Raw genomic sequence first — 25,584 nt, forward strand, 5'->3', positions numbered from 1 at the left:
GAGCGGCAGATGCCGAACGACGCCCGCGTGATCCCCCTGCGCCCGGTCAGGGCGGTGCCGGACCCGGCGCGGGAGCCCGGCCCCGCGGCCAAGGAGCCCCTGTGGCGTGACGTCGTCGGGGACGTCCTGCGCGGCGAGCGCCTCGCGCAGGAGCGCACGCTCAAGGACGTGGCCGAGGCCGCCCGGATCTCCATGCCCTACCTCTCCGAGCTGGAGCGCGGCCGCAAGGAGGCCTCGTCCGAGGTCCTCGCGGCCGCGGCCCACGCGCTCGGCCTGAGCCTGACGGACCTGCTGTCGCTGGCGCAGGGCCGCCTGGCCGGCCTCCCCGTGCGAGGCCGGCCAGGTCGGCGTACCGGGGCGATGTGCGCCTGGCGGCATGAGCGCCGGGCCGGTTGGGCCGCAAGCAGCCGCGGGCACGGTCGGCCTCAAGCAGCCACGGGCACGGCCCGCCTGCTGAGCACCTGATCGGCCAGCCCGTACGCGACCGCCTCCTGCGCGGTGAAGACCTTGTCGCGGTCCATGTCGGCGCGCAGGGTGGCGACGTCGTGGCGCGTGTGCCGGGACAGCACCTCCTCCACCTGGGAGCGGATCCGCAGCATCTCCTGTGCCTCCAGGGCGAGATCGGACACCGTCCCCTGCCGGCCGCGGCTCGCGGGCTGCCCGAGCAGCACGCGCGCGTGGTCGAGGATGAACCGCCGGCCGGGGTCGCCCCCGGCGAGGAGCACGGCGGCGGTGGAGGCGGCCTGTCCCACGCAGAAGGTGGAGATGGGGGCGGTGATGAAGCTCATGGTGTCGTAGATGGCCATGAGCGAGGTGAAGGAGCCGCCGGGCGAGTTGATGTAGAGGGCGACCTCGCGCTCCGGGGCGGACGACTCCAGGTGGAGCAGTTGCGCGATGACGGCGTTGGCCACCCCGTCGTCGATCTCCGTCCCGAGGAAGATGATGCGCTCGGAGAGCAGCCGGCTGTAGATGTCGTAGGCGCGCTCACCCTGCGGGGTGCGTTCGACGACGGTGGGAATCGTGTACTGACTCATGACGTCCGTCCCTCCCTCAGATCCCGAGCCCGATGCGCCGCTTCGACCCGGCGGGCCGCACGTCCTCCAGGGACTCGACCACGCGGTCGACCATCCCGTACTCCTTGGCCTGTTCGGCGGTGAACCACCGGTCGCGGTCCCCGTCGCGCGAGATCGTCTCCTCGCTCTGGCCGGTGTGCTCGGCGGTGATCCGCTCGACGGCCTTCTTCGTGAACTCCAGGTTCTCCGCCTGGATGGCGATGTCGGCGGTGGTGCCGCCGATGCCCGCCGACGGCTGATGCATCATGATCCGCGCGTTGGGCAGCGCGAACCGCTTGCCGTGCGTGCCCACGCTCAGCAGGAACTGCCCCATGCTGGCGGCGAACCCCATGGCGAGCGTGGAGACGTCGTTCGGGATGAGCCGCATGGTGTCGTAGATGGCGAGCCCGGCGGTGACGGACCCGCCGGGGCTGTTGATGTACAGACTGATGTCGGTCTTCGGGTCCTCGGCCGACAGCAGCAGCATCTGCGCGCAGACGCGGTTGGCGGACACCTCGTCGACCTGCGTCCCGAGGAACACGATGCGCTGGTTGAGCAGTTGTGCGGCGAGATGGTCGTCGAACCGCGACGGGGCACTCTCCCCGTCCCCGGCCCGCGCCGACCGCGTCCCCGCCTCCCATCCACTGTCGAGCACTGACATAGAACCTCCCAGAAGTACCGCGGCCCCAACGCCGCGCCGTACCCCCACTGTTGCCCGCCGCGGACACGGCTGTCCGACATATCGGCTGGGGGCAGATTCGCTGAGGGCAGAGGGGCGGCAGCGGCCGCTCTTGAGGGCGTGGGTGTTGTCAGTGGGCCTCAGCACGCTGCCGACACGGTGCAGGCAACAGGTGCGCGGTGCACGCGACAGGTGATCGCCGCACGCGGCAGGTCGTCTCCGTCGTGGCACGTGAGGCGGTGAGGGGCCTGCTCGTCGCCGCGGGGTACAGCCTGCCGGATTGGGGACATCGGAGGTGATCAGGGAGCACGGCCCATCCGTTGCGGACGGCGATGGCGGACTACGTCGCCTTTTATGAGGCCAGGCTGAGGTCCTGGAGTCCGTGCTCAGACAGTGCCAGGAGCACGTGAAGGACGGCACGCCGATCGAGACCCGACTCACGGCCTTGGAGGCGGCCCTCAGCGAGATGGAGAGCCTGTACGGCACGCCACCCACTCAGGGCCTCGGAGGGGCAACCCTGAGGCCCCGGGCAAGACGGGTTCCAGCCGCACAGAGGGGTGCTGGACCGGGACCCTCAGCTACCGGCCGGGGCGATGCCCGTCGGGCAAGCTCGTCCCCAGTTCGTTTCCGACGGGGTGTCCAGGAGGGCGCCCGTGCCGCCGATGCCGCAGTAGCCGTCGGGGTTCTTGTCCAGGTACTGCTGGTGGTACGGCTCGGCCGGCCAGAAGGGCTTGTTGTCGGCGGGCAGGACCGTCGTCGTGATCATGCCGTGGCCCGCGGCCGTCAGCACCTGCTGATAGGCCTCCAGGGACGCCTTCGCGCCGGCCTCCTGCTCGGGGGAGTGCGTGTAGATCGCCGAGCGGTACTGCGTACCGACGTCGTTGCCCTGGCGGAAGCCCTGCGTGGGGTTGTGGGACTCCCAGAAGAGCTTCAGGAGGGAGGCGTACGAGACGCGCTTCGGGTCGAAGACGACGCGGACCGCCTCCGTGTGGCCCGTCAGGCCGGAGCAGACCTCTTCGTAGGAGGGGTTCTCGGTGTAACCACCCTGGTAGCCGACATACGTCGTCCAGACGCCCTCCGTCTGCCAGAACTTGCGCTCCGCGCCCCAGAAACAGCCCAGCGCGAAGTCCGCGACGTCCAGGCCCTCGGGGTAGGGGCCGAGCAGCGGGTTGCCGAGGACCGTGTGGCGCGCGGGCACCTCGAATTCCGGGGTCGCCCGGCCCTTCAGGGCCTGCTCGGGGGTGGGGAGCTCGGGCGTGCGGCCGAAGATCATGGGGTCTCTCCTCGTGCGGGACCTGACAAGGGCGTCGTCGTTAGCGGGGGCGTCATCAGCAGGCGCCTCATCAGCGGGGGCGTCATCAGAAGGGGCGTCATCAGGGGAACGTGTGGACCGGCCCCGGCATTCCGGGCGGCCCGGCCACGGCGGCGTCGCCACCGGTCAGTGCGGCAGCGTCGCCGGACTTCCGCCGTTCGCCTCGTACCCGGCGACCGCCAGCGCGCGGTACAGCGCGTAGCTCTCGGCCGGGTCGGGCGTCAGGGTCCAGGGCAGGGCCCCGACGTGGCCGTCCACATGCACCAGCTGGTTCATGGCCTCCGCCCACCGCTCGCAGTGGACCAGGAAGAGCACCAGGAGGTGGCGGACATGCGCCAGCATCGGGTCGTCGGGGCGCGCCGCGTGCACCGCAAACAGGGCGCCCTCGACGGCCTTGGTGACGACCTCGCTCTGATAGAAGCCGCGGACCAGATTGACCTCGGGCATGTGTTCGTACACGGCGAAGAGCGGGAGCGCCGCGAGGAGGGAGGCGCGCGGCGCGCGGGCCGCGGCCGCCTCCGCGAAGCTGTACGCGAGGTCGCGCGAGCCGTGCCACTTCTCGCACCAGTAGTGCAGCGCCGCCAGATGGGCGCCCATGTGCGCGGGCGCGCGGTCCAGGATCTTCAGCCACAGCTGCTCGAACTCCGCACGCGGATATGCGAGTCCGCGGGCGATCGACAGTTCGATGATGTACGGGATCGGGTCACCCGGTGCCAGCAACGCCGCCTGCGCGCACGCCTCCCTGGCCTCCTCCAGGATGATCCGGAACTCGTCCGTCCCCTGGGCGGCGGTCCGCCACGCCTGCTGGACCAGGAACTCCGCGTGCACCGCGGCGCCGCCCGCGTCCTTCGGCGCCTCGGCCCGCCACACCCGCAGCCACTGCCCACCGGGGCTGTCGCCCCCCGTCTCCCGGCCACCACCCCTGGCTGAAGCGCTTCGCGCTGCCCCTCTTGTGCACCCGGCCGCTGCTGGAGCTCCAGCGAGGCCGCGCCCGCGAAGGCCTGCACGCGCTGCCAGCGCAGCTCGCCGTGCGTCTCGGTGCCCGCGAGGAGCTGGGAGGCGGCCTTCCACCCCTGCGTGCGCTGCACGAGGTCGAGCACTTCGAGGAGATCGGCGTCCGCCCCCGGCATGCGGATGTCCAGCTCCTCCTGGCGCAGGAAGCCGTAGTCCGCCGGGTCCGCGGCGTCCGGTGAGCCGGGCGCCACCTGCCGGATTCCGCCGCGCCTGCGCAGCAGCACGGGCCCGAGGACCGCACCGATCAGGACCACCGCGAACAGGAACCAGAGAATCTCCATGACACAAGCGAACCAGACGGGTCCGACAATTGGCCAACCTGCCCGGACGTACCGGGACCGACCAGGCGCGACGGCCCTCGCGCACACTACGCTCAGGCCGTATGAGTGACTTGCACAGCACGCCCAGCACGCCCAGCACGCAGAGCTTCGAGACCGTGGCGATCCACGCCGGCAACACGGCCGACCCGCTCACCGGCGCCGTCGTCCCGCCCATCTACCAGGTTTCGACCTACAAGCAGGACGGCGTAGGCGGCCTGCGCGGCGGCTACGAGTACAGCCGCAGCGCGAACCCGACCCGAACCGCCCTGGAGGAGAACCTCGCCGCCCTGGAAGGCGGCCGCCGCGGTCTCGCCTTCGCGTCCGGCCTCGCCGCCGAGGACTGCCTCCTCCGCGCGCTGCTCGCCCCGGGCGACCACGTGGTCATCCCGAACGACGCGTACGGCGGTACGTTCCGCCTCTTCGCCAAGGTCGTCTCGCGGTGGGGCGTGGAGTGGTCCGTGGCCGACACCTCCGACCCCGAAGCGGTCCGCGCCGCCGTGACCGACCGTACGAAGGCGATCTGGGTGGAGACGCCCTCCAACCCGCTGCTCGGCATCACCGACATCGCGGCCGTCGCGCAGATCGCCCGCGAGTCCGGGGCCCGCCTCGTCGTCGACAACACCTTCGCGAGCCCCTACCTCCAGCAGCCGCTCGCGCTCGGCGCCGACGTCGTCGTGCACTCCATGACGAAGTACATGGGCGGCCACTCGGACGTCGTCGGCGGCGCGCTCGTCGTCAACGACGAGGCGCTGGGCGAGGAGCTGGCCTACCACCAGAACGCCATGGGTGCCGTCGCCGGGCCCTTCGACGCGTGGCTGGTGCTGCGCGGCATCAAGACCCTCGCGGTGCGCATGGACCGGCACAGCGAGAACGCCACCAAGGTCACCGACATGCTGACCCGGCACGCGCGCGTGACGCGCGTCCTCTACCCGGGCCTTCCGGAGCACCCCGGCCACGAGATCGCCGCCAAGCAGATGAAGGCGTTCGGCGGCATGGTCTCCTTCCAGGTCGAGGGCGGCGAGGAGGCGGCCGTCGAGGTCTGCAACCGCGCCAAGCTCTTCACCCTCGGCGAGTCCCTGGGCGGCGTGGAGTCCCTCATCGAGCACCCCGGCCGCATGACGCACGCCTCGGTGGCGGGCTCGGCCCTGGAGGTCCCCGCGGACCTCGTACGCCTCTCGGTGGGCATCGAGGCGGCCGACGACCTGCTCGCCGATCTCCAGCAGGCGCTGGGCTAGAAGCACGGCGGAATCAGCCCGTCACCAGCGTGTCAGGGGTGGAGTCGTGTCCGACGGCGGCTCCACCCAGGGCCGGGCGGCGCACGCCCACACCGTGAACGCCAGGGCGGCGGCCAGCAGCGCCAGCCACAGGAACCGCCGCAGCGCCCTGCGCCGCCGCAACGACCGTCCGCCCCGCCGCACCGCCTCCTCGAAGAGCTCCGGCGGGACGGCGGCGGTCCGCGCCTCCTCCAGGAGCCGCCGCACGGCGCTCTCCTTGCGCTCGTACTGGCTCATGACGGCACCGCCGGGCTCATGAGGGCCCGGGGCCCGCTCATGACGGCACCGCCCCGCTCAGCGTCCGCGCCGGCGCCGGGCCGCGTGGCGGGTGCAGGACCCTCGCCATCGCGCGGGCGCAGATCGCCGAGACCCGCTCGGCGGGCAGCCCGAGGAGCGCCGCCGTCTGCTCCTCGCCCACCCCCTCGTACATCCGGAGCACCAGGATCAGCCGCTCCTGGGGGCCGAGCCGCTCAAGCACCCCGCCGTGGCCGCGGTGGCGGCGCCACGCGCCGCGCGCGAAACGCAGGGCGACCTGCTGGCGGGCGCGGTCGTAGGGGTCCTCGCCGCGCAGCCGGTCCCACGTCGCGTACGTGTGCGCGAGGGCGGCGGTCAGCAGGGCACGCGCGCGTGGGTTGTCCTGGGGAGGCTCGGCGGTGAGCAGCGTCGCGGCATGCAGGAGCCTGCCTGCCGCGCCCGCGACGAACGCCTCGAACTCCCGGGCACGGCGGGCGTCCTGGAACGCCTGCCGTTCTCGCACCGCGCCTCCCGGTCTCATATGAGGCCAGAGGCGCGGCCGGGGTCAAGACTCCGGAGTGGCCGGAACCTCACCGCCGGGCGCCGTGTGGGACGTCTGGCGCGCCGAGAGGGCGGAATTGAAGCGCGTGAGGAGCGTGCAGAAGCTCTCGCGCTCCTCCGGCGCCCAGTCCTGCGTCAGCTCGGCCATCAGCTCGCGGCGCGAGGAACGCACCTCGTCGAGCCGGGCCTGGCCGCGCGGCGACAGCTGGAGCACCACGGCACGGCCGTCCTCCGGGTGCGAGGTGCGCTTGACGAGACCGGTGTCGACCAGCGGGGCGACCTGCCGGGTGACCGTCGAGGAGTCGATGCCCATGCTCGCGGCGAGCGCCTTGACGCCCATCGGGCCTTCCTTGTCGAGGCGGTTGAGCAGCAGGTACGCGGCGCGGTCCATGGAGTTGCGGACCTGGCCTACGCCACCGAGACGGGTCTGCTCCGCACGGCGGGCGAAGACCGCCACCTGGTGCTGCAGGCTGTCGAGGAGGCCGGGATCACTGGCGGTCGTCATGTCCGGAGTTGTGGGCATGGCCGGGGGCTCACTTCATGCGAGGGCGGTGGGTTGGGGACAGGGTACGCGGCCTCGGCGTGGACCGTACCTGCGCTGCGCAAACCTACGCGCATAACGGTCTCGTCCCTTGGTCACCTCAGGAGCGCCCGGGCCCGGACTGCAAGACTTGAGACATGAATTACCGCACGCCTCACTCCCTGCCGACGGTCACCCTCGACGACGTGCGCGGCGCGCGGAAGATGCTCTCCGGAGTGGCGCGGATGACGGCGATCGAGGGCAGCAGGCACCTGTCACAGCTGGTCGGCGCCCCGGTGCACCTCAAGTGCGAGAACCTCCAGCGCACCGGCTCGTTCAAGCTGCGCGGGGCGTACGTACGGATCGCGGGCCTGCTCCCCGAGGAGCGCGCCGCGGGCGTCGTCGCCGCCAGCGCGGGCAACCACGCGCAGGGCGTGGCGCTGGCGTCCTCACTGCTCGGCGTGCGCTCCACAGTGTTCATGCCGGTCGGCGCGCCGCTGCCCAAGGTCGCGGCGACCAGGGAGTACGGCGCCGAAGTGCGCCTGCACGGACAGGTCGTCGACGAGACGCTGGCCGCCGCGCAGGAGTACGCGCGCGAGACGGGCGCGGTGTTCATCCACCCCTTCGACCACCCCGACATCATCGCGGGGCAGGGCACGGTCGGCCTGGAGATCCTGGAGCAGTGCCCCGAGGTGCGCACCCTCGTCGTCGGCGTCGGGGGCGGTGGCCTCGTGGCGGGCATCGCGGTGGCGGTCAAGGCGCTGCGTCCGGACGTGCGGGTGGTCGGCGTGCAGGCGGCGGGGTCCGCGGCGTACCCGCCCTCGCTGGCCGCCGGGCACCCGGTGTCGATCGACAACCCCGCGACCATGGCCGACGGCATCAAGGTGGGGCGCCCCGGCGACGTACCGTTTCAGCTGATCGAAGATCTGGTCGACGACGTCGTGACGGTCTCCGAGGACGAGCTGTCCAGCGCCCTGCTGCTGTGCCTGGAGCGCGCCAAGATGGTCGTCGAACCGGCGGGCGCCAGCCCCGTCGCGGCCCTGCTGAGCAAGCCCGAGTCGTTCGAGGGCCCGGTGGTCGCCCTGCTCTCGGGCGGCAACGTCGACCCGCTCCTGATGCAGCGCATCCTGCGCCAGGGCATGGCGGCGGCGGGCCGCTACCTCTCGCTGCGGCTGCGCCTGACGGACCGGCCCGGCGCCCTCGCCACGCTCCTCGGCGAGCTGACCGTGGTCGACGCCAACGTCCTCGACATCAGCCACGTACGCACCGACCCGCGCCTCGGCCTCACGGAGGCGGAGGTCGAGCTGCACCTGGAGACGAAGGGGCCCGAGCACTGCGCCGAGGTGGCCGCGGCGCTGCGCGACGCGGGCTACACGATCATCGGCTGACCGCCTGGGCGCGGCCGTGCGCTGCCTTCACGCGGCCTGCGCACGCACTGCGCGCCGCCTTCACGCCGCCTGCGCGAGGTCGTGCGCGCCGGGCCGGACGACTTCGCGAAAAACAGCTGCGCCGACGCGATGTATCGCGTTATGGTGAGTCGCGTATCGCTGATCGCCGGGCATGCCGCGCCCGGCAAATCTAGGCTTTTCTCCAGGAAGTCACCCAAACCACTGGGAGAACCCATATGCCAGGCGCCATCTACGCCGAAGGCCTGGTGAAGACCTTCGGTGACGTACGAGCCCTGGACGGCGTCGATCTGGATGTCCCTGAAGGCACCGTGCTCGGCCTCCTCGGCCCGAACGGCGCGGGGAAGACGACGGCGGTCCGCTGCCTCACGACGCTCCTGACACCCGACAGCGGCAGGGCCGTCGTCGCGGGGATCGACGTCCTCAAGCACCCCGACGAGGTGCGCCGTTCGATCGGCCTGTCCGGCCAGTTCGCCGCCGTCGACGAGTACTTGACGGGCCGCGAGAACCTCCAGATGGTCGGCAGGCTGTACCAGATGCGGGCCAAGGAGGCCAAGGCCAGGGCGGGCGAACTGCTCGACCGGTTCAACCTCGCGGACGCCGCCGACCGCCCCTCCAAGACGTACTCCGGAGGCATGCGCCGCCGCCTGGACCTCGCGGCCGCGCTCGTCGTGTCGCCGCCCGTGATGTTCATGGACGAGCCCACCACCGGCCTCGACCCGCGCAACCGCCAGCAACTGTGGGAGGTCATCCAGGAACTCGTCGCAGGGGGTACGACGCTCCTGCTGACCACCCAGTACCTCGAAGAGGCCGACCATCTGGCGCACGACATCTGCGTCGTCGACCACGGCCGGGTCATCGCCCGCGGCACCTCCGACCAGCTCAAGGCGAGGACCGGCGGCGAGCGCGTGGAGGTCGTGGTGCACGAGCACGGCCACATCACCACGGCCGCCGAGGTGCTGCGCGGCTTCGGCAAGGGCGATGTCGCCGTCGCCGAGCACACGCGCAAGCTGACCGTGCCCGTCACCGGCGGCGCCAAGCTCCTCGCCGAGGTCATCCGCGAGCTGGACGTCCGCGGCATCGAGATCGACGACATCGGCCTGCGCCGCCCGACCCTCGACGACGTCTTCATCTCCCTCACCGGCCACGCCGCCGAACTGACGGACGAGGGCAACGGCACGAAGGAGGCCGGCAAGTGAGCACCCTTTGGAAGGAGCAGGAGCGGTGAGCGCCATCACTGACAATGGGCAGGTGACGGCGCCACGGCCTGATGGCGGCGTCGGCCAGTCGATCAGAGACTCCGTGGTCGTTGCCCGCAGGAACTTGATTCGGATGTCCCGAATTCCTGAGATGGTCCTGTTTGGGCTCATTCAGCCGATCATGTTCGTGGTGCTGTTCACGTACGTCTTCGGAGGGTCCATCCAGGTTGGCGGCTCGCTCTCCCAGCAGGACTACCGCGAGTTTCTGATGGCGGGCATCTTCGCCCAGACGGTCACGTTCGCCACGGCCGGAGCGGGCGCGGGCATCGCAGACGACATGCACAAGGGCCTCATCGACCGCTTCCGTTCGCTGCCGATGGCGCGCGGCGCGGTCCTCACCGGCCGAACGATGGCCGACCTCGTACAGACCGCGCTGACCCTCGTAGTGCTCGCGGGCGTCGCCCTGCTCATCGGCTGGCGCACGCACGAGAACTTCGGCAAGGTGCTCGCGGGCTTCGGCTTGCTGCTCCTGCTCGGTTACGCGTTCTCGTGGATCGGCGCGCTCATCGGCCTCTCGGTCCGCACCCCGGAAGCAGCGACCTCGGGCGGGCTGATCTGGCTGTTCCCGCTGACGTTCATCTCGAACGCCTTCGTGGACTCCAACAACCTGCCCACGGTCTTCCGGCACATCGCCGAGTGGAACCCGTTCAGCACCACGGTCCAAGCCTGCCGTGAGCTGTTCGGCAACCTGCCGCCCGGTTTCAAGACCCCGGACGCCTGGCCCATGCAGCACCCGGTGCTCGCGTCGGTCCTGTGGTCACTGTTGATCCTGGTGGTCTTCCGTACCCTCGCGGTCCGCAAGTACCGTCGGGCAGACGGTTGATCATCCCGCCGAAGCCGCATAGCGACCCCAAGAACCCGCACAGGGCCATCAGCCGCCTTGTGCGGGTTCTGTCGTATCTGCGATGCGATGGCCAGAGCCCGCAAGCTGAGAAAGATCAGTTAAGTAGGACGTGATCGGTTGAGTAATTGTCAATTCCTGTGGATCGGTTGGTGTGGCTGAACGCCTCCGTCGGCGGGCTTTGCCACTGGTATCAACCCAGCTCTTATGTGTGCTGGGGGGTCGGGCTGGCGCCAGCGGTGGTGCGTGGGCGTGAGCCGACAAGTGATCTCAGCATGCCGGCCCCCGCCACAACGGCGGCGAGGTGCAGCACTGCAGCGACGGCGAGGTCTTCCGGCAGGGTGACGTCGGTCGGGTGGGCCAGGGCTACGAACAGGGTGAGTGGCAGTTTCCAGCCGCTCCACGCGAAGAGTGAGCCCGACCCGAGCCAGCCGAGCGTCAGCAGGAGGTGGTGGGGTACTCGGGTCAGACGTGATCGGGCGAGCGTTCGGATGGCGGCGGATCCGGCCAGTGCCCAGAACGCACCTACACCCGTCAGCAGGTACCACTTGGTGTCCTGCTCCGCCGGGTGTGTGACTCCGAGGGTGCCGCCAACCGCCCAGTACAGCCACGCAAGTCCGACGACGGCTGCGACGAACGCGGACCATGGCACAGCGGTACGGGTGCTGTCCCCGACTCGCGCGGTGAAAGCTTCCGGCCAGCGCCGCCGCAGGTAGGCGGGGAGGGCGAGGGTCAGCCCCAGTCCCATCCCGATGAAGCTGAACTGGATCAGAGCGCCTTCCCAGCCGGGCATGGCAGAGTCGTCGCCCCCGCTGTTCGCTGTGTCGCCGCGCGCGGCATCCAGCACCGTGCTGAGCACGGCGTACGGCAGGATCGACACGAGGAATCCTGTCCCCGTCCAGGCGCAGAAGGCCGCCAGCCACCCCGGTATCCGCATGCCCCAGGGCCGCACCAAGGCGAGCGCCAGGGCGATACCGGTCCCGGCCATGCCGATGGTCACGGTATTGAGGAGGACCCAACTGGCAAGGTTGAAGCCCTTCCCTATCGGTGCCAGTCCCAGCAGCGAGCCGACGACCCACGACACCTTGATCAACAAATAGGGCGATATTGCCAGCGCCGCCCCGTATCCCGCGCACCGTCCGACCCGGTCCCAGCGTTCCACCTGGATGCCCCCTTCTCCGCAGGAACTCCAGCCTCGGACATCACCCTGTTCGTGTACGTCCACCACGGGGAGCGTTCACCTCCGTCGGACGGCGGAGCCCGATCTCGTCATCCAGGCGGACCGGGTGCGCGAGCTGCCCTGACGAACACTCACTCGCAAACCGCAGGCTCAGCGGCAATGGTGGGTTACTCATGCCACGAGAGTGGCGGTTCGTTCGACGCCGTGGCTGCGGCACGTCGCCGACTGGAACCCCTTCAGCGCGACCGTCCAGGCCTGCCGCGAGCTCTTCGGCAACCCCGGGGTCTCCGACTCCACGGCCTGGCCCATGCAGCACCCGGTCTGGGCCTCGGTGATCTACTCCGTCCTGGTCTTCCGCACCCCGGCGGTCCGCAAGTACCGCTCGGCGACGGCCTGACACACGCGACGGGCCCCCGCACCCCTGACCGCGAGGTGCGAGGGCCCGTGTCCGATGCGGCTCAGCCCTGGTACGGCTTGGCTTCCAGGATCTTGACGGAGGCGAGCTTGCCGTTCGGCAGCTCGTACTGCGCGTCCTCGCCGATCCGCTTGCCGTTCACACCCGAGCCGAGGGGGGACTGCGGCGAGTACGTCTCGATCTCCTCGCTCGCGTACTCCCGGGAGGCGAGCAGGAACGTCAGGGTGTCGTCCTCGTCGCCGTCGAAGGCGATGGTCACGACCATGCCGGGCGCCACCACGCCGTCGGCGGCCGGGGCCTCACCGACCTTGGCTGTCTCCAGGAGCTGGGTCAGCTGGCGGACGCGGAGCTCCTGCTTGCCCTGCTCCTCCTTGGCCGCGTGGTACCCGCCGTTCTCGCGCAGGTCGCCCTCCTCGCGTGCTGCCGCGATCTTGGCCGCGATCTCGGTGCGCGCGGGACCAGACAGGTACTCCAGCTCGGCCCTGAGCTGGTTGTACGCCTCCTGGGTCAGCCAGGTGACGTTCTCGCTGGTCTGGGTCACAGGTGCTCCTCGTAGGTACTGGGAATACAAAGCATCGCCCTACCCAGAAGGATGTTCCCTCACGGGTGGGCGAAACCACGAGCCTAACAATTCAGGTGCGCCAAGGGGAGGACATAAGCCCTCAGAATTACGTCAACGCAGGTGAGGGCCGGGTGAGGGCCGTAAAGCCCGGCCGCGTCAGCAGCCGGCCGCGTCAGCCGGAGTGGCAGCCCAGGAGCTCGACGCTGGTCGCCTTCGACATCGTACGGAGCGTGACGACCTTGTCGATCCGGTCCTCGCGCTGGTCGAAGCGGAAGTCCGCGCGGCCGACCTCGGCGCCGGACTCGGCCTGGGAGCGCAGGGTGCAGTAGCCCTTGGCGTCGGCGTCCTTGCGCACTTCGAGATGCGCCTTGACGGTCGTGGCCGAAACGACGTCGAACTTGATGACCTCGGCGCTGATCTTCGTACCGTTGATGTAGTCGTAGCCGAACCAGCCGACGACGCCGAGCAGGACGACGCCGAGCACCGAGCCGACGATCTTCAGCTTGCGGTCGGCGGCCTCGTCAGCCGTGCGAGAGCGGCCGTACCGCCCATGGGGAAGTCCCGCGGAAGACCCTTCAGTGGGCCCTTCAGAAGGCTTCGAGCCCACCGCCGCCATGATCGTCCTCCAGGAACAGGGGATGCCGGAATTTTCCGCCCCCCGGTTCCGTCACTATAGAAGCCGCGTGTTGCGCCGGATCACCGAGGGCGCCCGATTACTTGAGGATCGAGTCTTGACTGAGCAGCTTCGACTGATGGCCGTGCACGCCCACCCCGACGACGAGTCGAGCAAGGGCGCGGCCACCATGGCCAAGTACGTGTCCGAGGGGGTGGACGTGCTCGTGGTGACCTGCACGGGCGGAGAGCGCGGCGACATCCTCAACCCGAAGCTCCAGGGTGACACCTACATCCAGGAGCACATCCACGAGGTGCGCAAGAAGGAGATGGACGAGGCGCGCGAGATCCTCGGCGTCAGGCAGGAGTGGCTCGGCTTCGTCGACTCGGGGCTGCCCGAGGGCGACCCGCTGCCGCCGCTGCCGGAGGGCTGCTTCGCGCTGGAGGACGTGGACAAGGCCGCCGGTGAGCTGGTGCGCCAGATCCGTTCGTTCCGTCCGCAGGTCATCACGACGTACGACGAGAACGGCGGGTACCCGCACCCCGACCACATCATGACCCACAAGATCACGATGGTGGCCTTCGAGGGCGCGGCGGACCGCGAGAAGTACCCGGAGAGCGAGTTCGGCCCGGCCTTCCAGCCGCAGAAGCTCTACTACAACCAGGGCTTCAACCGTCCGCGCACCGAGGCGCTGCACCAGGCGATGCTCGACCGCGGCCTGGAGTCGCCGTACAGGGACTGGCTCAAGCGGTGGGACGAGTTCGAGCGGGTCGAGCGCACGCTGACCACGCACGTTCCGTGCGCCGACTTCTACGAGATCCGCGACAAGGCCCTGATGGCGCACGCCACGCAGATCGACCCGGACGGCGGCTGGTTCCGCGTCCCGATGGAGATCCAGAAGGAGGTCTGGCCCACGGAGGAGTACGAGCTCGCGAAGTCGCTCGTCGATACGTCCCTCCCCGAGGACGACCTCTTTGCGGGCATCCGCGACAATGCCTAGCGTGAACGCACATCTGGCAATGACGCATCTCGTCCCTCTTGCCAAGGAGGTCGACGACGACAAGGTGACCCCCGGCGTCCTCGGGTTCATCGTCTTCGCGGTGATGGCCCTGGCCGTGTGGGGCCTCATGAAGTCGATGAACCGGCACATGGGCAAGGTCGACTTCAAGGAGCCGGAGACCCGGCCGGTGCCGGAGTCCGAGGCCGGGGCCGAGTCCGAGTCGCCGAGCGAGCGGGTCGGCGCGGCGAGCGGCGGGGACACGGGCCCCGAGAGCAAGCCCAAGAGTTAGCGCCTCAGGCTCCGCCGGCCGGGCCGCGGCGACGCTCCCGGCATTGCTGCGGGCCTCCACCCCTGGGGGAGGCGGAGGCCCGGTACGGGGCCGGGACTACCGGGCGGGGTCTACCGGACGGGCAGCGGCGGGTCGTATGGCTGCGGGTCGTACGGCTGAGGGGCGTCGTCGTGCGTCTGCGGTGAGTCGTAGGGCCGGGGCGAGTTGTAGGGGTGGGGCGCGCTGTAGGGCTGGGACGTCTCGTAACCGTGCGGTGCGTGGACGGGCTGGGGTGCGTCGTAGAGCTGCGGTGTGCCGTGCTGCCCCTCGTACGGCTGAGACGCCGCGTACGGCTGAGGTGCTGCGTACGGCGAAGCCCCTGCGTACGGCTGAGGTGCCGCGTACGGCGAAGCCCCTGCGTAAGTCTGAGACGCCGCGTACGGCGAAGACCCCACCTCCTGCCGACGCGCCCCATACGCCCCCGGCGCCTCCCCTCGACCGCCCGGCGGGGAAACCGGTGGCGACGTAGACGTAGACGTAGACATCGACGGTGAGGCGGACGTGGCCGGAGCCGGGGCTCCGAGGGAGACCTCCGTGCCGTTCTGGCGGATGCCCCAGCCCGTGCGGGCGCACGTCACGATGCCGTACCAGCGCAGCCACCGCAGCGCGGTCCAGGCCAGGACGATCGCCAGGGGCATCAGCAGGGCCATCGACAGGTACCGCATGCGCCACACGGAGCGGATCGTGGAGCCACGCATCCACCGCAGATACATGCGGGAGAAATGGCTCCACTTCTCCGGCACGGCGGTGAACACCACCGCCGTGGGTTGCTGCACGGTCAGGCCACGCTCCTGCGCGTACAGGGTGAGCAGGGAGTCGTCGGAGAACATCACCGGCCGGCCCATGAACGTCTCGTTCAGGTACGAGCCGAGGTTGTCGCGGATGATCCCGGCCCGGTACGCGGCGAGCGGCCCGGAGTTCACCACCGTTTACGCGGCGCCCCCCTGCGGCTGCGGCATGTCCACCCCCATCACCTCCCGCGCGTGACGGCTCGGCACCATGCCGAGGCGCCACGCCTGCCAGCCCGCCTCCAGGTCGGCGCCGCGGTCGAGGAGCAGGCCGTACGCCTCCACGTATTCGGCCAGCTTGCCGTCGCGGGTCGGGTGGTCGGCGCGGGCGAGTTGGCTCAGCTCCTCCTGGGCGACCGCCGTGCCGATCTCCCAGCCGCCCGGCGAGGCGTACGGCAGCAGGGTGCAGCGCAGGAAGCGGGCCCAGTCGCCGCCGCGCCGGTCGCCGTACGAGGCGAAGAGCTCGATGGCCTCGTCGCACAGGGCGAGCGCCTGCTGGGTGCGGTTGTTGCCCGCGTCCACGACCACCAGTTCCAGGCACGTCCAGGCCTCGCCGTGCGCGACCCCGATCCGCTGGAAGTCGGCGCGGGCGTCCACCAGGAGCTGGCGGGCGAAGCCGGAGTTGCGCAGGGAGCCGGTCTGGGCGGCGCGCTGGTCGCGGGTGACGCGCGCGGAGTGGTGGCGGGCGCACGCCAGGCCGTACACGTCGCGCATCCGGGAGAACATCGTGCGCGCCCGCTCCAGGTCCCGCACCGCCATGTCGAGGCTGCCGGTCTCCTCCAGGGCCTGGCCGAGGTAGTACAGGGACCAGGCCTCGCCCCGCGCGTCCTCGTTGTCGCGGTGCCGGGACACCGCCTGGCGCAGGCCGTCGATCGCCGGCGAGGGGTCGCCGTCCACCAGCCGGGCCCGCGCCAGCTGCGTCATCGCCCACGCCTCGCCGCGCTGGTCGCGCGTACGTCCGTACAGGTCGAGCGCGTCGCGCAGCGCGCTCTCCGCACCCGGTACGTCACCCATGCGCAGGCGGAGCTGGCCGAGCTGGAAGTGCGTCCACGCCTCGCCGTGCACGGAACCGCTCCGGCGGTGCAGCGTGAGCGCCTGGCCGAGCATGTCGAGGGCGTGCGCGAGGTGGGCGCGGTCCCGCTCCACCGCGGCGAGCGCGTGCAGCGTCCAGGCGCGGTCGCCCGCCAGCTCGTCGGCGGCCTGGAGTTCCAGCGCCTCGGTCAGCCGGGCCGCGGCCTCCGTCAGATTGCCCTGGTGGTGCAGCGTGATGCCGAGTGAGCCGAGCGCACGGGCGGCGGCGGCGTCCTGGTGGGCCTCGAAGTAGAGGTCGACCACGGAGTTCAGCGTCGTACGCGACTGGTCCAGCTCGCCGAGCTGGCGGGCCGCGATGCCGGTGCGCCACTGCACGCTGCGGCCGAGCAGCCCCTGGTCGATGGCCTGGGTCAGTTCGTTGATCTCGCCGAGGCGGTAGAGGTCGCCGCGCAGCAGGCAGTAGTCGCACAGGGCGCCCAGCAGATTCAGCACGGCCCGCTGGTCGACGCCCTCCGCGTGCCGCAGGGCCGCCGTGATGAACGTCGACTCGTCGTCCAGCCAGCGCAGTGCCGCGTCGAGGGAGGCGAAACCGTGCGGCCCGAACTGGTCGGCCCTGGTGGACGTCTTGCCGTCGACCAGCCGGATCACCGTGTCGGCCAGCTCACCGTAGCTGGCGATGAGCCGCTCCTGTGCGGCGGTGCGCTCGGCGGGCTCCTCCTCGTCGACGAGGCGGGAGTGGGCGAAGGAGCGTACGAGGTCGTGCAGGCGGTAGCGGCCACCCCGGAGCCTGTCGACCAGGCCCGCCCGGGAGAGCGCGGTGAGCTGCCGACCCGCCTCCTGCTCGTCCGTGGCGAGCAGCGCCGCCGCGGCGGCCGGGCCCAGCGAGGCGCGCCCGGCGAGCGCGAGTCGCCGCAGCAGCCGCCGGGCGGTCTCGGGCTGGTCGGTGTAGCGCAGCCACAGGACGCGCTCGACGGGACCGGCCTTCTCCAGCGGGCCGTACGCGGCCAGGTCGGCCGCCAGTTGGCGCGGCGAGCGCGGGCCGAGCGAGGAACCGGCGGCGCGCAGCGCGAGCGGCAGGCCACCGCACAACTCCCACACCGCGTCGGCGGATTCGGCGTCGTAGGGCCCGGAGGGGTCCTCGGCGGACTCCCGCAGCAGCTCCTCGGCGCCCGCCGCGTCCAGCGCCTCGACGGGGAGGCGGTGCACCCAGGCCGACAGGTCCGCGGGGAGGGCGAGGGGCTCGCGGGCGGTGACGAGGACGAGGCTGTCGGAGCGCTCGGGGATCAGGGCGCGGACCTGCTCGGCGTCGCTGGCGTCATCGAGGACGATCGTCACCGCGATGCCCGTCAGATACTGGTGGTAGAGCTCGCTGAGCCGCTTGACCTGCTGTTCCTTCGAGGACCGCTCCCGGAAGAGCAGCTGCTCGCGCGGCGCGCCCAATCGATTCAGCAGGTGCAGCAGGGCGTCCCGCGTGGACAGCGGCGCCTCCTGCGGGGCGTCGCCGCGCAGGTCCACCACGCACGCGCCGCGGAACTGGTCCCGCAGGTCGAGCGCGGCCCGCACCGCGAGCGACGACCTGCCCGAGCCCGGCGCGCCGTGGAGCATGACCACCGTGGGCCGCGTCTCGGTGCTGGCGCGGGCCGCGTGCACCCACTGGGCGATCCGCGCGAGCTCGGTCCTGCGCCCCACGAACGGCCCCTCGACCTCCGGCAGTTGGCCGAAGGACTGCTCCAGTACGGAGCGCCTGCGCGCCGCCGCGCTCTTGTCCGTGCCGCGCAGCCGCGGCGCCGCCTTCTTCGCCGCCGTACCGGTCGTCGCGGCGAGGACCCGCTGTTGGTCGAGGAAGGGCCGGATGCCCCGCACCTCCAGCGCCGTCAGCCACTGGAGCCGCAGCTGCTCGGGTCCGCCCGGCTGGCTGAGCGCCCCGGCGCGGCGGCTGGCCGCCGGCACATGGGAGGCCGTCACCTTCGCCGCGGTCGCCGCCGCGCCCGCCACGGCCACGACCGCGCCGGTGGCCAGGGCCGTGCCGACGCTCGTACCGAACGACAGGTCGGAGACCCCGGCGGCGACGGCGGCAACCACCGCCACCAGCAGGGGGGTTCCGGCGCCCTCGCGCGCGTACCGCTGCCCGAAGGTGAGCCGGCCCGCGCCCGCCTCGTCGAGCGCCCGGGTGTACGCCTCGTACTCCTCGGCGGCCGTCTGCGCCATGGCGTCGAGCGCTCCGCGCGCCCGCCCGAGCAGCACACCCCCGTCGACACGGCCGCCCGAGCGCCGCACCTCCTCCTCCACGGCCCGTGCCAACAGCCGTTCGGCCTCGGCCTGATGGCTGTCCCGCATATGGGTTCCCCCTCCGAGAGCAACAGTCTCCAGCGGCCACAAGTCTCTGCGGCCACAAGTGTGCTGCGTACGGGGCCTCGGCGCGAGGGAGTCGGCGGATCGGGGCCCGGCGTGCGCGGGCCCCGGGCCCGACAACCCCGTCGACTGGTGGCCCTGGTCGGCCGAGGCCTTCGAGGAGGCACGCGAACGCTTCGGCCAGTCGTCGCGGCCGGAGGACAGGACGATCACGGGGGCCCGGGACATGGAGGGCGAGCGCGGTGACGTGGGCGTCCATCTCACCGGTTCCACCCGCAGCCTGGAGAGCACCCGCTTCCGGCACGCCGGAGCAGCCCCTGTGCCGAGCTGTTCTGCGGTTGGCTGTGGGGGAGACTGCCCTGCCGGGAGATCGTCTGGCGGGCCCGGGAAGTCGCCTCGCCTCAGCCGCCGTGTTCGCGTAGAAGTTCGATCATATTGCGGAGCATCGGTATCGCCGAGTCACCGGCCTTGTCCTTGTCGTTGAAATGCATCAGCTCGTTGCAGGGCGGAGGTTGAAGCCCGACTGCCCGGGGTGCGCACGATCGCCCCCGAGGACGTGCCCGCGCTTCTGGACGCGTTGGACGGTCACCTCCGAAGCGCGGGCGCGAGTGGCGCTGTACCGGACCGAAGACGAGCGCCGCCAGGCCGGTGAGCGCTTCAACGGCAGCAGGGAGGAGTTCCTGCGCTGGTGCAATATGCGGATGGAGATCGGTGGGGCATGGCCCTCGTACGGCCCGGTTCCATGACGTGGTCGGTGCCCTTGCTGGCTTTGTCCTGCCGGATCGCGGGCCGCGGGGCGTCCGTGGCCTTCCTGCGCTGGCTCATGGAACAGGCCAGGTCGGCCAGTGCGGAAGTGTTCACTCTTCAAATGCGGCCTACAGAGACCAACACCGAGCTACGGCTGCTGTTTCGTCAGGCCGGTTTGCGCGTAGCCGTCGAAGACGGTCACGCCGCGGGATCGACGGTAACGCTGACGCAGGCCCTGACAGGCGATCTACCCTCTTGGCCGACCTGGATACAGGTGCCTACGCTGTCGATTGGACCGACCCATGACTGAAGTCTCCCAGCGTGAACAACGGTCACAGGTGGACGAGGAGATCCGCTGGATGCTGGCCGATGCGACGGGCGTGAGCCGGTCTCGCATCAACGAACTGCCCGCACAGCCAGAGCTGTTCGGCAGCGAGATCTCGCTGTCGTCCCTCGCCGGCGTCACTCTGCTGTCCACCATCACTGACCACCTCGGTGTCGATATCGCGACCGAAGACCTGAGCCTGGACTGCTTGGAATCCATTGACACACTCGTCGACTTCGTGACCCGGCATCGGACGACGTCTCGAGAGGAGACCGTGCAACGGTCTCCTCTCGACCGGTCTACGAGGGGAACGTCTCCTTACGCGTGAGGAAGGTCAGCTGGGCCTCCTTCTCCGGCAGGTACACGTCCGGAAGGTCCACTTCGGGGAGGGCGACGACGGGCCCAAGAGTGAATCCCTGACGGAGGAAACGGCCGACGGCCTTGACGTTCCGCACATCCGGATCGGCCACTACACGCGTGTGCTGCAGATTCTGCAGGACATACGTGAGCAGAACAGTCATCAACTGGGAGGTCCAGCCGGGGCGGATACCGCGCGCTCCGGCTGGGGCGACCAGTAGGTGGATACCGATGTCGCCGGGTTCAACCTCGTAGCACTCGCCCACCCGGTCGGCGGCCGGTTCGTACGTCTGGAGCAAGGCGGCCGGTTCCCCGTCCTTGAGCACCAGGAAGCCGTGGTGAGTGTCGAGGGTGTCCATGTGGGCGTAGATATCGGCCACATCACCGGGGGAAAGGCCGATCATGCCCCAGAAGGCGGCCCGTTCCTCACTCACCCAACGGTGGATCACCTCCGCGTCGGCAGCGGCGTCAAGGGGCAGCACACGGACCGTGCCGAAGCCATCGAGGAACTGTTCGTGGACGGCGTTCCGCGACTGATACGTATCAGTTGTGCGGTCAGACATTGGCTTCCTTGGTGAGCTGATGGAGTCCGTGGCGCCTCAGGCGACGGCCGGTCGGCGAGCTGAGCTCGAAAGTTACGATCAGGGCCGGAGCAGGACCTTGAGCGCTACGCGATCGGCCATTGCGCGGTAGCCGTCCGGTGTTTCCTCAAGGCCGATGGTCCGATCGAAGACCCGTCCAGGCTCCACCCGGCCCGAAAGGACATCGGGCATCAGTTCCTCGATGTAAGCGCGAGTGGGTGCGACGCCGCCGGTGAGTGTCACATTGCGATGGAAGATATCGAAGCCGACCGGTCCCTGCGGGTACAGGGGTACGCCGACCCGGCTGACCGTACCGCCGTCGCGTGCGACGGCGAAGGCGGTCTCCAGCGCGGTCAGGGTGCCAACGCACTCCAGCACCGCTCGTGTGCCCATACCGCCGGTGCGTTCCCGCAGGGACTCGACGCCCTCCTCACCGCGTTCCGCGATGACCTCAGCCGCCCCGAATTCCCGTCCGAGTTCCGTACGCGCCGAGTGACGCCCCATCAGAATGATGTGCTCGGCTCCGAGCCGTTTGGCGGCGAGCACCGCCGACAGGCCGACAGCGCCGTCACCTATCACGGTCACGGTCGTGCCCGGGCCGACTCCTGCGGTCACGGCAGCGTGGTGGCCAGTGGAGAACACGTCTGCCAGGGTAAGCAGCGAGGGCAGGAGTGCGGAGTCGTTCCCTACCGGCAATCTGACCAGCGTTCCCTGTGCGCACGGCACCCGCACGGCCTCGCTCTGCCCACCGTCCACGCCGTCCAGGCCCCACAGGCCACCCTGCGAGCAGGATGTATGCAGACCCTCCGCGCAAAAGGAGCAAGTGTTATCCGCGTACATGAATGGTGCGACCACTAGGTCGCCGACCTTCAAACCGGATACCGCTGAGCCTATTTCCTCAATGACCCCGATAAATTCATGTCCGATGCGCATGCCTTCCTCGGAAGGAGGCATCGCAGCGTAGTGTAGGAGATCGGAGCCGCAAATGGCCGAACGCAGCACACGCACTACAGCATCGGTGGGGTCCTGCACCCGAGGGTCAGCAACGTCCTCGACGCGCACATCGCCAGCGCCGTATATAGTAGTCGAGCGCATGAGTATTCCATTCGCGTTGCTTCGTCGGTGAAGGCGCCAAGAGACCCACTGGGCCTGCGAGCAGCCCCCAAGCTAGCATGTGCGCCGGAGTCCGCCCAGGGGGCCCCATCTGCTAATAGGCCGTCAAGCCGCAGCTGTGATTGGGAGTTCTTCGTGACGGCATCATCCGTCACGAAGCAAGCCCTGAAGGACGTGGATGAGGAACGCCTGGACGTGACGTCGACCTTATGGGCGCGTGCGTTCGCAGAAGCGCCGAGAGGCGTCGCAGGTGCAGATGCTCATCAGCTGCGGAGGTACTGAAGGCGCTTTGGAGGCCGTGGCGCTGACGATGGGGCTGGCGCAGGTTAGCGCTGGTGGTGCCCGCGTACCGGCGCACCGGTATCACTCAGGCCAAGGAGCCGACCAGGCGGTCGGCGCTGCTCAGCGATAAACGATCTGGACCTTATGCGGCTCGTCCAACCCACCAACAACGCAGGACCCACTGAAAGGTGCGCCCCCTTCTCATGACTGACCGCGATGTGACTACAGCGCCACCGTCCCATCCGATTGCCCTGCTCACCGCTGAGGAAGTGCACGCAATGCGTGCCATCCTGGAGGCATCCGGGCGGCTTGGTCCCTCGACGCGTTTCGTCTCCGTCATACCGGAGGAACCGAGCAAGGCGGACCTGTCTGCATTCGCTCCTGGTTCTGCAGTGGACCGTGTCCTCCGCGTACAGCTGCTGGAGCGCTCGGATGGCACTTCCTTCGAAGCGCTCGTCTCCGTCACTCGCGGAATTGTTGTCTCTTGTGAGCAACTGGATACACGACAGGCTCAACTGCCGATTCTGAATGAGGAGTTCCTGACTGTTCAGGAGATTCTGGAGGGCGATTCTCAGTGGCAGCAAGCCCTGGCCCGGCGTGGACTTACGGTCGAGACCGTTCTGGCTACGTCCCTCTCAGCGGGGCACTTCGACTTCCCGGGCGAGGAAGGCCACCGCATCGTCCGCGCTTTCGGCCTCAACCAGCCTCACAAGCACGACCTACCTTGGGGACAGCCCATTGACGGCTTGGTCGCCTATGTCGACCTGACGAAGCGTGAGGTGCGTGAGGTCATCGACCACGCAGTGGTCCCGGTGCCGACGGACCCCGGGAACTTCCACGATCCCGCGTACACCGGACCGCACCGCACTTCACTGAAGCCCATCGAGATTACGCAGCCCGAAGGGGCCAGCTTCTCCGTCAACGAGAATTTCATCCAGTGGCAGAACTGGTCCCTGCGCATTGGGTATAACGTGCGCGAGGGGCTGACGCTGCACGACATCTCATTTTTCGACAAGGACCGGGACCGTTCCGTGGTCCATCGGGCCTCAATCGCCGAAATGGTCGTCCCCTATGCCGATCCGTCTCCGACGCGCTTCTGGCAGAACTACTTCGACGGTGGGGAGTACCTGTTCGGCAGGTACGCCAACCCGCTGGAGTTGGGATGCGACTGTCTGGGAGAAATCCACTACACCGACGTGGTGATCGCCGACGAGATTGGTCAGCCAATGACCATTCCCAACGCGATATGCATGCACGAAGAGGATTTTGGAGTGCTGTGGAAGCACACTGATCTCCTCGTAGGAGTACGTGAGACCCGTCGTCAGCGGCGCTTGGTCATCTCCTTCTTCAGCACTGTCGGCAACTACGACTACGGCTTCTACTGGTATCTGTACCTTGATGGAACAATTGGTTTTGAGGTCAAGGCCACCGGAATCGTGTTCCCTTCTGGCTATCAGAAGGAGCGAGGCGCCTACACCACCGAGATCGCCCCAGGTTTGGGAGCGCCCTTTCACCAGCATCTCTTCTCCGCACGGCTCGATATGGCGGTGGACGGACACCGCAACGCGGTTGACGAGGTCGAGGTCGCACGGTTCCCGATCAGCGAGGAGAACCCGTACGGGAACGCCTTCGGGCGCCAGGCGACCCGGCTGGTGTCCGAGCAGATGGCGAAGCGTGACGCGAATCCGGCTCTCAATCGGGAGTGGCACGTCATCAACCCGGAGGTCACCAACCATCTGGGGCAACCGGTCGCTTATGCGCTGGTCCCCGAGGGGCTGCCCACCCTGCTCGCCGACGAACGGTCATCCATCGCAGCGCGTGCGGAATTCGCGAGGCACCACCTGTGGGTGACCAGTCATTCCGACGACGAACGCTACCCGGCCGGCCATCTGGTGAACCAGCATCCTGGTGGCGCAGGGCTGCCGGCATGGACCGAGGCAGACCGGAGTATTGACGGCGAGGACATCGTGCTGTGGCACACCTTCGGCCTCACGCACTGGCCTCGTCCGGAGGACTGGCCGATCATGCCCGTGGACAGCGCCGGTTTCACGCTGAAACCGGTCGGTTTCTTCGACCGGAACCCGACCCTTGACGTGCCGCCCAGCAGCGGTGGAGGACACTGTCACAGCGGCTGAGGCGGTCAGATCCCGTCGGCGAGCGGTCTGTAGCAGATTGTCCGGCAGGGGCAGGGGCAGGGGCAGGGGCAGGGGCAGGGGCGGTACGAGTCGGAATCAATTATCCGGCTCAGGCTCTACCGCCCCTTCCCGTGCCACCAGGCGATTCACCTTCAACCGCAGGGCCTCCACCTTCGACGCCACCAAGTCCGGGCCAGACTGGCCGACCAACTCCAGGCAGGACAGGGGCTCCTGGCCGAGGCAACGGCGGACCACTAGCGCGGCAAGCACGCGTCGGCGGTCCGCCAACCCCGCCAGTCCCACTACGCGACGATCAACTCAGCCTGAATACGGCTAGGCAGCACGGTCAGCCAGTCCCGGTCAGTGATCCACGCGTGCATGCGGGAGTCCGGGGGTGAGAGCCGCTGCCGTAGTGACGGCCGCGGCGAGCAGGGTGCGCCTCATGAGCGGGTGGAGAGCCTTTCGCTTCGCGAGTGGTGGCGGCCTATCGCGCGGGTGCGCAGCAGGCCGGTGACGGGGTCGGTGTCGATCTCAATACGTATGCCATAGGTGTTGGTGAGCCGCTGTGCGGTCAGTACGTCCCCGGGGCCGCCGTCGGCGATCACCCGGCCCTCGCCGAGCAGCACGATCCGGTCGCCCACGGACGCGGCCTGGTCGAGGTCATGCAGAACGGCACCGACGGCGATGCCGTGGTCGTCCGCCAGGTCCTGCATCAGGTCGAGGAGTTCGACCTGGTAGCGCAGGTCGAGGTGGTTGGTGGGTTCGTCGAGGAGCAGTACGCCTGTCTCCTGGGCGAGGCAGCTGGCGAGCCAGGCCCGCTGCAGCTGACCTCCGGACAGATGCTCGACGCCGCGCTCAGCAAAATCGGTCATGTCCGTCATGGCGAGCGCACGGTCCACCGCGTCCTTGCCTCCAGGGTCGGACTTGCCCCAGCGTCCGCGGTGCGGATAGCGCCCGAACTCGACGACATCGCGCACAGTCAGACCGCTGGGTGTGGGCCGGCCTTGGGTGAGCAGGGCGACGTGACGCGCGAACTCCCGGGTGCGCAGGGCGAGTCCGTCGGTCTGCGCGTCCAGGGTGATGTCCGCGGTGCGGGGCTGCTGAAGCCGGGCGATCGTTCGCAGGAGCGTCGACTTGCCGCTGCCGTTCGGGCCGACGAGCACGGTGACTTCGCCGGGTCGCAGCGTCATCGCGGCGCCATGGATCACATCGACGCCGTCATAGGTGCTGAGCCATTCGGGGGCCTGACCTGCACGAGCAGCGCGCTTTCTCCGCCCCTTCCCGAGACTTGGGCGCCCCCGG

23 protein-coding genes and 2 pseudogenes are annotated in these 25,584 nt (G+C 69.5%); 10 read left to right on the forward strand and 15 right to left on the reverse strand.

Annotated elements, in window-relative coordinates:
• The first annotated feature begins 9 nt into the window (after positions 1 to 9).
• A complete protein-coding gene (locus ACOBQB_RS33435) occupies positions 10 to 465 on the forward strand; it encodes a helix-turn-helix domain-containing protein (protein ID WP_423598933.1) in 456 nt (151 codons plus the stop codon).
• On the opposite strand, the gene ACOBQB_RS33440 is transcribed toward ACOBQB_RS33435, so the two are convergent.
• The 4 genes and pseudogenes from ACOBQB_RS33440 to ACOBQB_RS33455 all read right to left on the reverse strand — a co-directional run bounded on the left by ACOBQB_RS33440 (position 426) and on the right by ACOBQB_RS33455 (position 4,338).
• Positions 426 to 1,034: a ClpP family protease gene (locus tag ACOBQB_RS33440; RefSeq protein ID WP_423597122.1), complete on the reverse strand. Its 609-nt coding sequence runs from the start codon at positions 1,032 to 1,034 to the stop codon at positions 426 to 428. The genes ACOBQB_RS33435 and ACOBQB_RS33440 overlap by 40 nt on opposite strands.
• A 16-nt stretch (positions 1,035 to 1,050) precedes the next feature.
• Positions 1,051 to 1,713, reverse strand: a complete 663-nt coding sequence (locus tag ACOBQB_RS33445; RefSeq protein WP_423597124.1) for a ClpP family protease — start codon at positions 1,711 to 1,713, stop codon at positions 1,051 to 1,053.
• 592 nt (positions 1,714 to 2,305) lie between these two features.
• Entirely contained in the window at positions 2,306 to 3,004 is a 699-nt protein-coding gene (msrA, locus tag ACOBQB_RS33450) for a peptide-methionine (S)-S-oxide reductase MsrA (RefSeq protein ID WP_423597126.1), read from the reverse strand.
• Between the two features lie 165 nt (positions 3,005 to 3,169).
• Positions 3,170 to 4,338, reverse strand: a pseudogene (locus ACOBQB_RS33455) (hypothetical protein).
• Between the two features lie 101 nt (positions 4,339 to 4,439).
• Between ACOBQB_RS33455 and ACOBQB_RS33460 the strand changes: the two are divergent.
• On the forward strand, positions 4,440 to 5,612 hold the full coding sequence (locus tag ACOBQB_RS33460) for a cystathionine gamma-synthase (protein WP_423597128.1): 1,173 nt from the start codon (positions 4,440 to 4,442) through the stop codon (positions 5,610 to 5,612).
• 21 nt (positions 5,613 to 5,633) lie between these two features.
• On the opposite strand, the gene ACOBQB_RS33465 is transcribed toward ACOBQB_RS33460, so the two are convergent.
• From ACOBQB_RS33465 to ACOBQB_RS33475, 3 genes are read right to left on the reverse strand one after another with little or no spacing between them, the layout of a single operon-like run.
• Positions 5,634 to 5,888: a hypothetical protein gene (locus ACOBQB_RS33465; protein WP_423597130.1), complete on the reverse strand. Its 255-nt coding sequence runs from the start codon at positions 5,886 to 5,888 to the stop codon at positions 5,634 to 5,636.
• A gap of 37 nt (positions 5,889 to 5,925) precedes the next feature.
• Complete coding sequence (locus tag ACOBQB_RS33470) at positions 5,926 to 6,408, reverse strand: sigma factor-like helix-turn-helix DNA-binding protein (RefSeq protein ID WP_423597132.1); 483 nt, start codon at positions 6,406 to 6,408, stop codon at positions 5,926 to 5,928.
• 42 nt (positions 6,409 to 6,450) lie between these two features.
• Positions 6,451 to 6,969 (reverse strand): MarR family winged helix-turn-helix transcriptional regulator, encoded by a 519-nt coding sequence (locus ACOBQB_RS33475; RefSeq protein ID WP_230902477.1) that lies wholly within the window; start codon positions 6,967 to 6,969, stop codon positions 6,451 to 6,453.
• A 155-nt stretch (positions 6,970 to 7,124) separates the two neighbouring features.
• Between ACOBQB_RS33475 and ilvA the strand changes: the two genes are divergently transcribed.
• The 3 genes from ilvA (at position 7,125) to ACOBQB_RS33490 (ending at position 10,454) form a co-directional block, all read left to right on the forward strand.
• Positions 7,125 to 8,354, forward strand: a complete 1,230-nt coding sequence (gene ilvA / locus ACOBQB_RS33480) for a threonine ammonia-lyase (protein WP_423597134.1) — start codon at positions 7,125 to 7,127, stop codon at positions 8,352 to 8,354.
• Positions 8,355 to 8,590: 236 nt separating this feature from the next.
• Positions 8,591 to 9,571: an ATP-binding cassette domain-containing protein gene (locus ACOBQB_RS33485; RefSeq protein ID WP_423597136.1), complete on the forward strand. Its 981-nt coding sequence runs from the start codon at positions 8,591 to 8,593 to the stop codon at positions 9,569 to 9,571.
• A gap of 25 nt (positions 9,572 to 9,596) precedes the next feature.
• Positions 9,597 to 10,454 carry an ABC transporter permease gene (locus tag ACOBQB_RS33490; protein ID WP_423597138.1) on the forward strand — a complete coding sequence of 286 codons (858 nt, stop codon included), beginning with the start codon at positions 9,597 to 9,599 and terminating at the stop codon, positions 10,452 to 10,454.
• Between the two features lie 223 nt (positions 10,455 to 10,677).
• Here ACOBQB_RS33490 and ACOBQB_RS33495 read toward each other — a convergent pair whose 3' ends face one another.
• On the reverse strand, positions 10,678 to 11,634 hold the full coding sequence (locus tag ACOBQB_RS33495; RefSeq protein WP_423597140.1) for a hypothetical protein: 957 nt from the start codon (positions 11,632 to 11,634) through the stop codon (positions 10,678 to 10,680).
• A 214-nt stretch (positions 11,635 to 11,848) separates the two neighbouring features.
• On the opposite strand from ACOBQB_RS33495, the pseudogene ACOBQB_RS33500 reads away from it, so the two are divergent.
• A pseudogene (locus ACOBQB_RS33500) lies at positions 11,849 to 12,049 on the forward strand (ABC transporter permease); the annotation flags it as partial.
• 61 nt (positions 12,050 to 12,110) lie between these two features.
• Here ACOBQB_RS33500 and greA read toward each other — a convergent pair.
• Together greA and ACOBQB_RS33510 are read right to left on the reverse strand one after the other, a co-directional pair.
• Positions 12,111 to 12,608 (reverse strand): transcription elongation factor GreA, encoded by a 498-nt coding sequence (greA, locus tag ACOBQB_RS33505; RefSeq protein ID WP_423597142.1) that lies wholly within the window; start codon positions 12,606 to 12,608, stop codon positions 12,111 to 12,113.
• 193 nt (positions 12,609 to 12,801) lie between these two features.
• Positions 12,802 to 13,245 carry a DUF4307 domain-containing protein gene (locus tag ACOBQB_RS33510; RefSeq protein ID WP_423597144.1) on the reverse strand — a complete coding sequence of 148 codons (444 nt, stop codon included), beginning with the start codon at positions 13,243 to 13,245 and terminating at the stop codon, positions 12,802 to 12,804.
• A gap of 115 nt (positions 13,246 to 13,360) precedes the next feature.
• On the opposite strand from ACOBQB_RS33510, the gene mca reads away from it, so the two are divergent.
• On the forward strand, positions 13,361 to 14,242 hold the full coding sequence (gene mca / locus ACOBQB_RS33515) for a mycothiol conjugate amidase Mca (protein WP_423597146.1): 882 nt from the start codon (positions 13,361 to 13,363) through the stop codon (positions 14,240 to 14,242).
• A complete protein-coding gene (locus ACOBQB_RS33520; RefSeq protein WP_423597148.1) occupies positions 14,235 to 14,531 on the forward strand; it encodes a hypothetical protein in 297 nt (98 codons plus the stop codon). The genes mca and ACOBQB_RS33520 overlap by 8 nt, the downstream gene beginning before the upstream one ends.
• 110 nt (positions 14,532 to 14,641) lie before the next feature.
• Here ACOBQB_RS33520 and ACOBQB_RS33525 read toward each other — a convergent pair whose 3' ends face one another.
• Positions 14,642 to 15,493, reverse strand: coding sequence for a hypothetical protein (locus ACOBQB_RS33525; protein WP_423597150.1), 852 nt, complete (start codon positions 15,491 to 15,493; stop codon positions 14,642 to 14,644).
• A 6-nt stretch (positions 15,494 to 15,499) separates the two neighbouring features.
• Complete coding sequence (locus tag ACOBQB_RS33530; RefSeq protein ID WP_423597152.1) at positions 15,500 to 18,727, reverse strand: tetratricopeptide repeat protein; 3,228 nt, start codon at positions 18,725 to 18,727, stop codon at positions 15,500 to 15,502.
• Positions 18,728 to 19,791: 1,064 nt separating this feature from the next.
• On the opposite strand from ACOBQB_RS33530, the gene ACOBQB_RS33535 reads away from it, so the two are divergent.
• Positions 19,792 to 20,142 carry an acyl carrier protein gene (locus ACOBQB_RS33535; protein ID WP_423597154.1) on the forward strand — a complete coding sequence of 117 codons (351 nt, stop codon included), beginning with the start codon at positions 19,792 to 19,794 and terminating at the stop codon, positions 20,140 to 20,142.
• On the opposite strand, the gene ACOBQB_RS33540 is transcribed toward ACOBQB_RS33535, so the two are convergent.
• Both ACOBQB_RS33540 and ACOBQB_RS33545 read right to left on the reverse strand, forming a co-directional pair.
• Positions 20,114 to 20,734, reverse strand: a complete 621-nt coding sequence (locus ACOBQB_RS33540) for a GNAT family N-acetyltransferase (RefSeq protein ID WP_423597156.1) — start codon at positions 20,732 to 20,734, stop codon at positions 20,114 to 20,116. The genes ACOBQB_RS33535 and ACOBQB_RS33540 overlap by 29 nt on opposite strands.
• Positions 20,735 to 20,812: 78 nt before the next feature.
• Positions 20,813 to 21,847 (reverse strand): alcohol dehydrogenase catalytic domain-containing protein, encoded by a 1,035-nt coding sequence (locus tag ACOBQB_RS33545; RefSeq protein ID WP_423597158.1) that lies wholly within the window; start codon positions 21,845 to 21,847, stop codon positions 20,813 to 20,815.
• Positions 21,848 to 22,350: 503 nt separating this feature from the next.
• On the opposite strand from ACOBQB_RS33545, the gene ACOBQB_RS33550 reads away from it, so the two are divergent.
• On the forward strand, positions 22,351 to 24,282 hold the full coding sequence (locus tag ACOBQB_RS33550) for a primary-amine oxidase (RefSeq protein WP_423597160.1): 1,932 nt from the start codon (positions 22,351 to 22,353) through the stop codon (positions 24,280 to 24,282).
• Between the two features lie 440 nt (positions 24,283 to 24,722).
• Here the strand turns inward: ACOBQB_RS33550 and ACOBQB_RS33555 are convergent, their stop codons facing one another.
• The gene (locus tag ACOBQB_RS33555) at positions 24,723 to 25,472 is read right to left on the reverse strand and encodes an ABC transporter ATP-binding protein (RefSeq protein WP_423597162.1); all 750 of its coding nucleotides are present in this window, start codon (positions 25,470 to 25,472) and stop codon (positions 24,723 to 24,725) included.
• Between the last annotated feature and the right edge of the window lie 112 nt (positions 25,473 to 25,584).

This window comes from Streptomyces sp. G5(2025), assembly GCF_049542075.1.
In the GTDB taxonomy this organism is placed as follows: Bacteria; Actinomycetota; Actinomycetes; order Streptomycetales; family Streptomycetaceae; genus Streptomyces.

What these genes read in the sequence shown, in the direction of transcription:
- ACOBQB_RS33485 (WP_423597136.1), top strand. Translation starts at nt 8,591, where the DNA reads ATGCCAGGCGCCATCTACGCCGAAGGCCTGGTGAAGACCTTCGGTGAC.
- ACOBQB_RS33440 (WP_423597122.1), bottom strand. Translation starts at nt 1,034, where the DNA reads ATGAGTCAGTACACGATTCCCACCGTCGTCGAACGCACCCCGCAGGGT.
- ACOBQB_RS33535 (WP_423597154.1), top strand. Translation starts at nt 19,792, where the DNA reads ATGACTGAAGTCTCCCAGCGTGAACAACGGTCACAGGTGGACGAGGAG.
- ACOBQB_RS33530 (WP_423597152.1), bottom strand. Translation starts at nt 18,727, where the DNA reads ATGCGGGACAGCCATCAGGCCGAGGCCGAACGGCTGTTGGCACGGGCC.
- ACOBQB_RS33475 (WP_230902477.1), bottom strand. Translation starts at nt 6,969, where the DNA reads ATGCCCACAACTCCGGACATGACGACCGCCAGTGATCCCGGCCTCCTC.
- ACOBQB_RS33520 (WP_423597148.1), top strand. Translation starts at nt 14,235, where the DNA reads ATGCCTAGCGTGAACGCACATCTGGCAATGACGCATCTCGTCCCTCTT.
- ACOBQB_RS33540 (WP_423597156.1), bottom strand. Translation starts at nt 20,734, where the DNA reads ATGTCTGACCGCACAACTGATACGTATCAGTCGCGGAACGCCGTCCAC.
- ACOBQB_RS33545 (WP_423597158.1), bottom strand. Translation starts at nt 21,847, where the DNA reads ATGCGCTCGACTACTATATACGGCGCTGGCGATGTGCGCGTCGAGGAC.
- ACOBQB_RS33550 (WP_423597160.1), top strand. Translation starts at nt 22,351, where the DNA reads ATGACTGACCGCGATGTGACTACAGCGCCACCGTCCCATCCGATTGCC.
- ACOBQB_RS33510 (WP_423597144.1), bottom strand. Translation starts at nt 13,245, where the DNA reads ATGGCGGCGGTGGGCTCGAAGCCTTCTGAAGGGCCCACTGAAGGGTCT.
- ACOBQB_RS33460 (WP_423597128.1), top strand. Translation starts at nt 4,440, where the DNA reads ATGAGTGACTTGCACAGCACGCCCAGCACGCCCAGCACGCAGAGCTTC.
- msrA (WP_423597126.1), bottom strand. Translation starts at nt 3,004, where the DNA reads ATGATCTTCGGCCGCACGCCCGAGCTCCCCACCCCCGAGCAGGCCCTG.
- ACOBQB_RS33555 (WP_423597162.1), bottom strand. Translation starts at nt 25,472, where the DNA reads ATGACGCTGCGACCCGGCGAAGTCACCGTGCTCGTCGGCCCGAACGGC.
- ACOBQB_RS33445 (WP_423597124.1), bottom strand. Translation starts at nt 1,713, where the DNA reads ATGTCAGTGCTCGACAGTGGATGGGAGGCGGGGACGCGGTCGGCGCGG.
- ilvA (WP_423597134.1), top strand. Translation starts at nt 7,125, where the DNA reads ATGAATTACCGCACGCCTCACTCCCTGCCGACGGTCACCCTCGACGAC.
- ACOBQB_RS33435 (WP_423598933.1), top strand. Translation starts at nt 10, where the DNA reads ATGCCGAACGACGCCCGCGTGATCCCCCTGCGCCCGGTCAGGGCGGTG.
- ACOBQB_RS33465 (WP_423597130.1), bottom strand. Translation starts at nt 5,888, where the DNA reads ATGAGCCAGTACGAGCGCAAGGAGAGCGCCGTGCGGCGGCTCCTGGAG.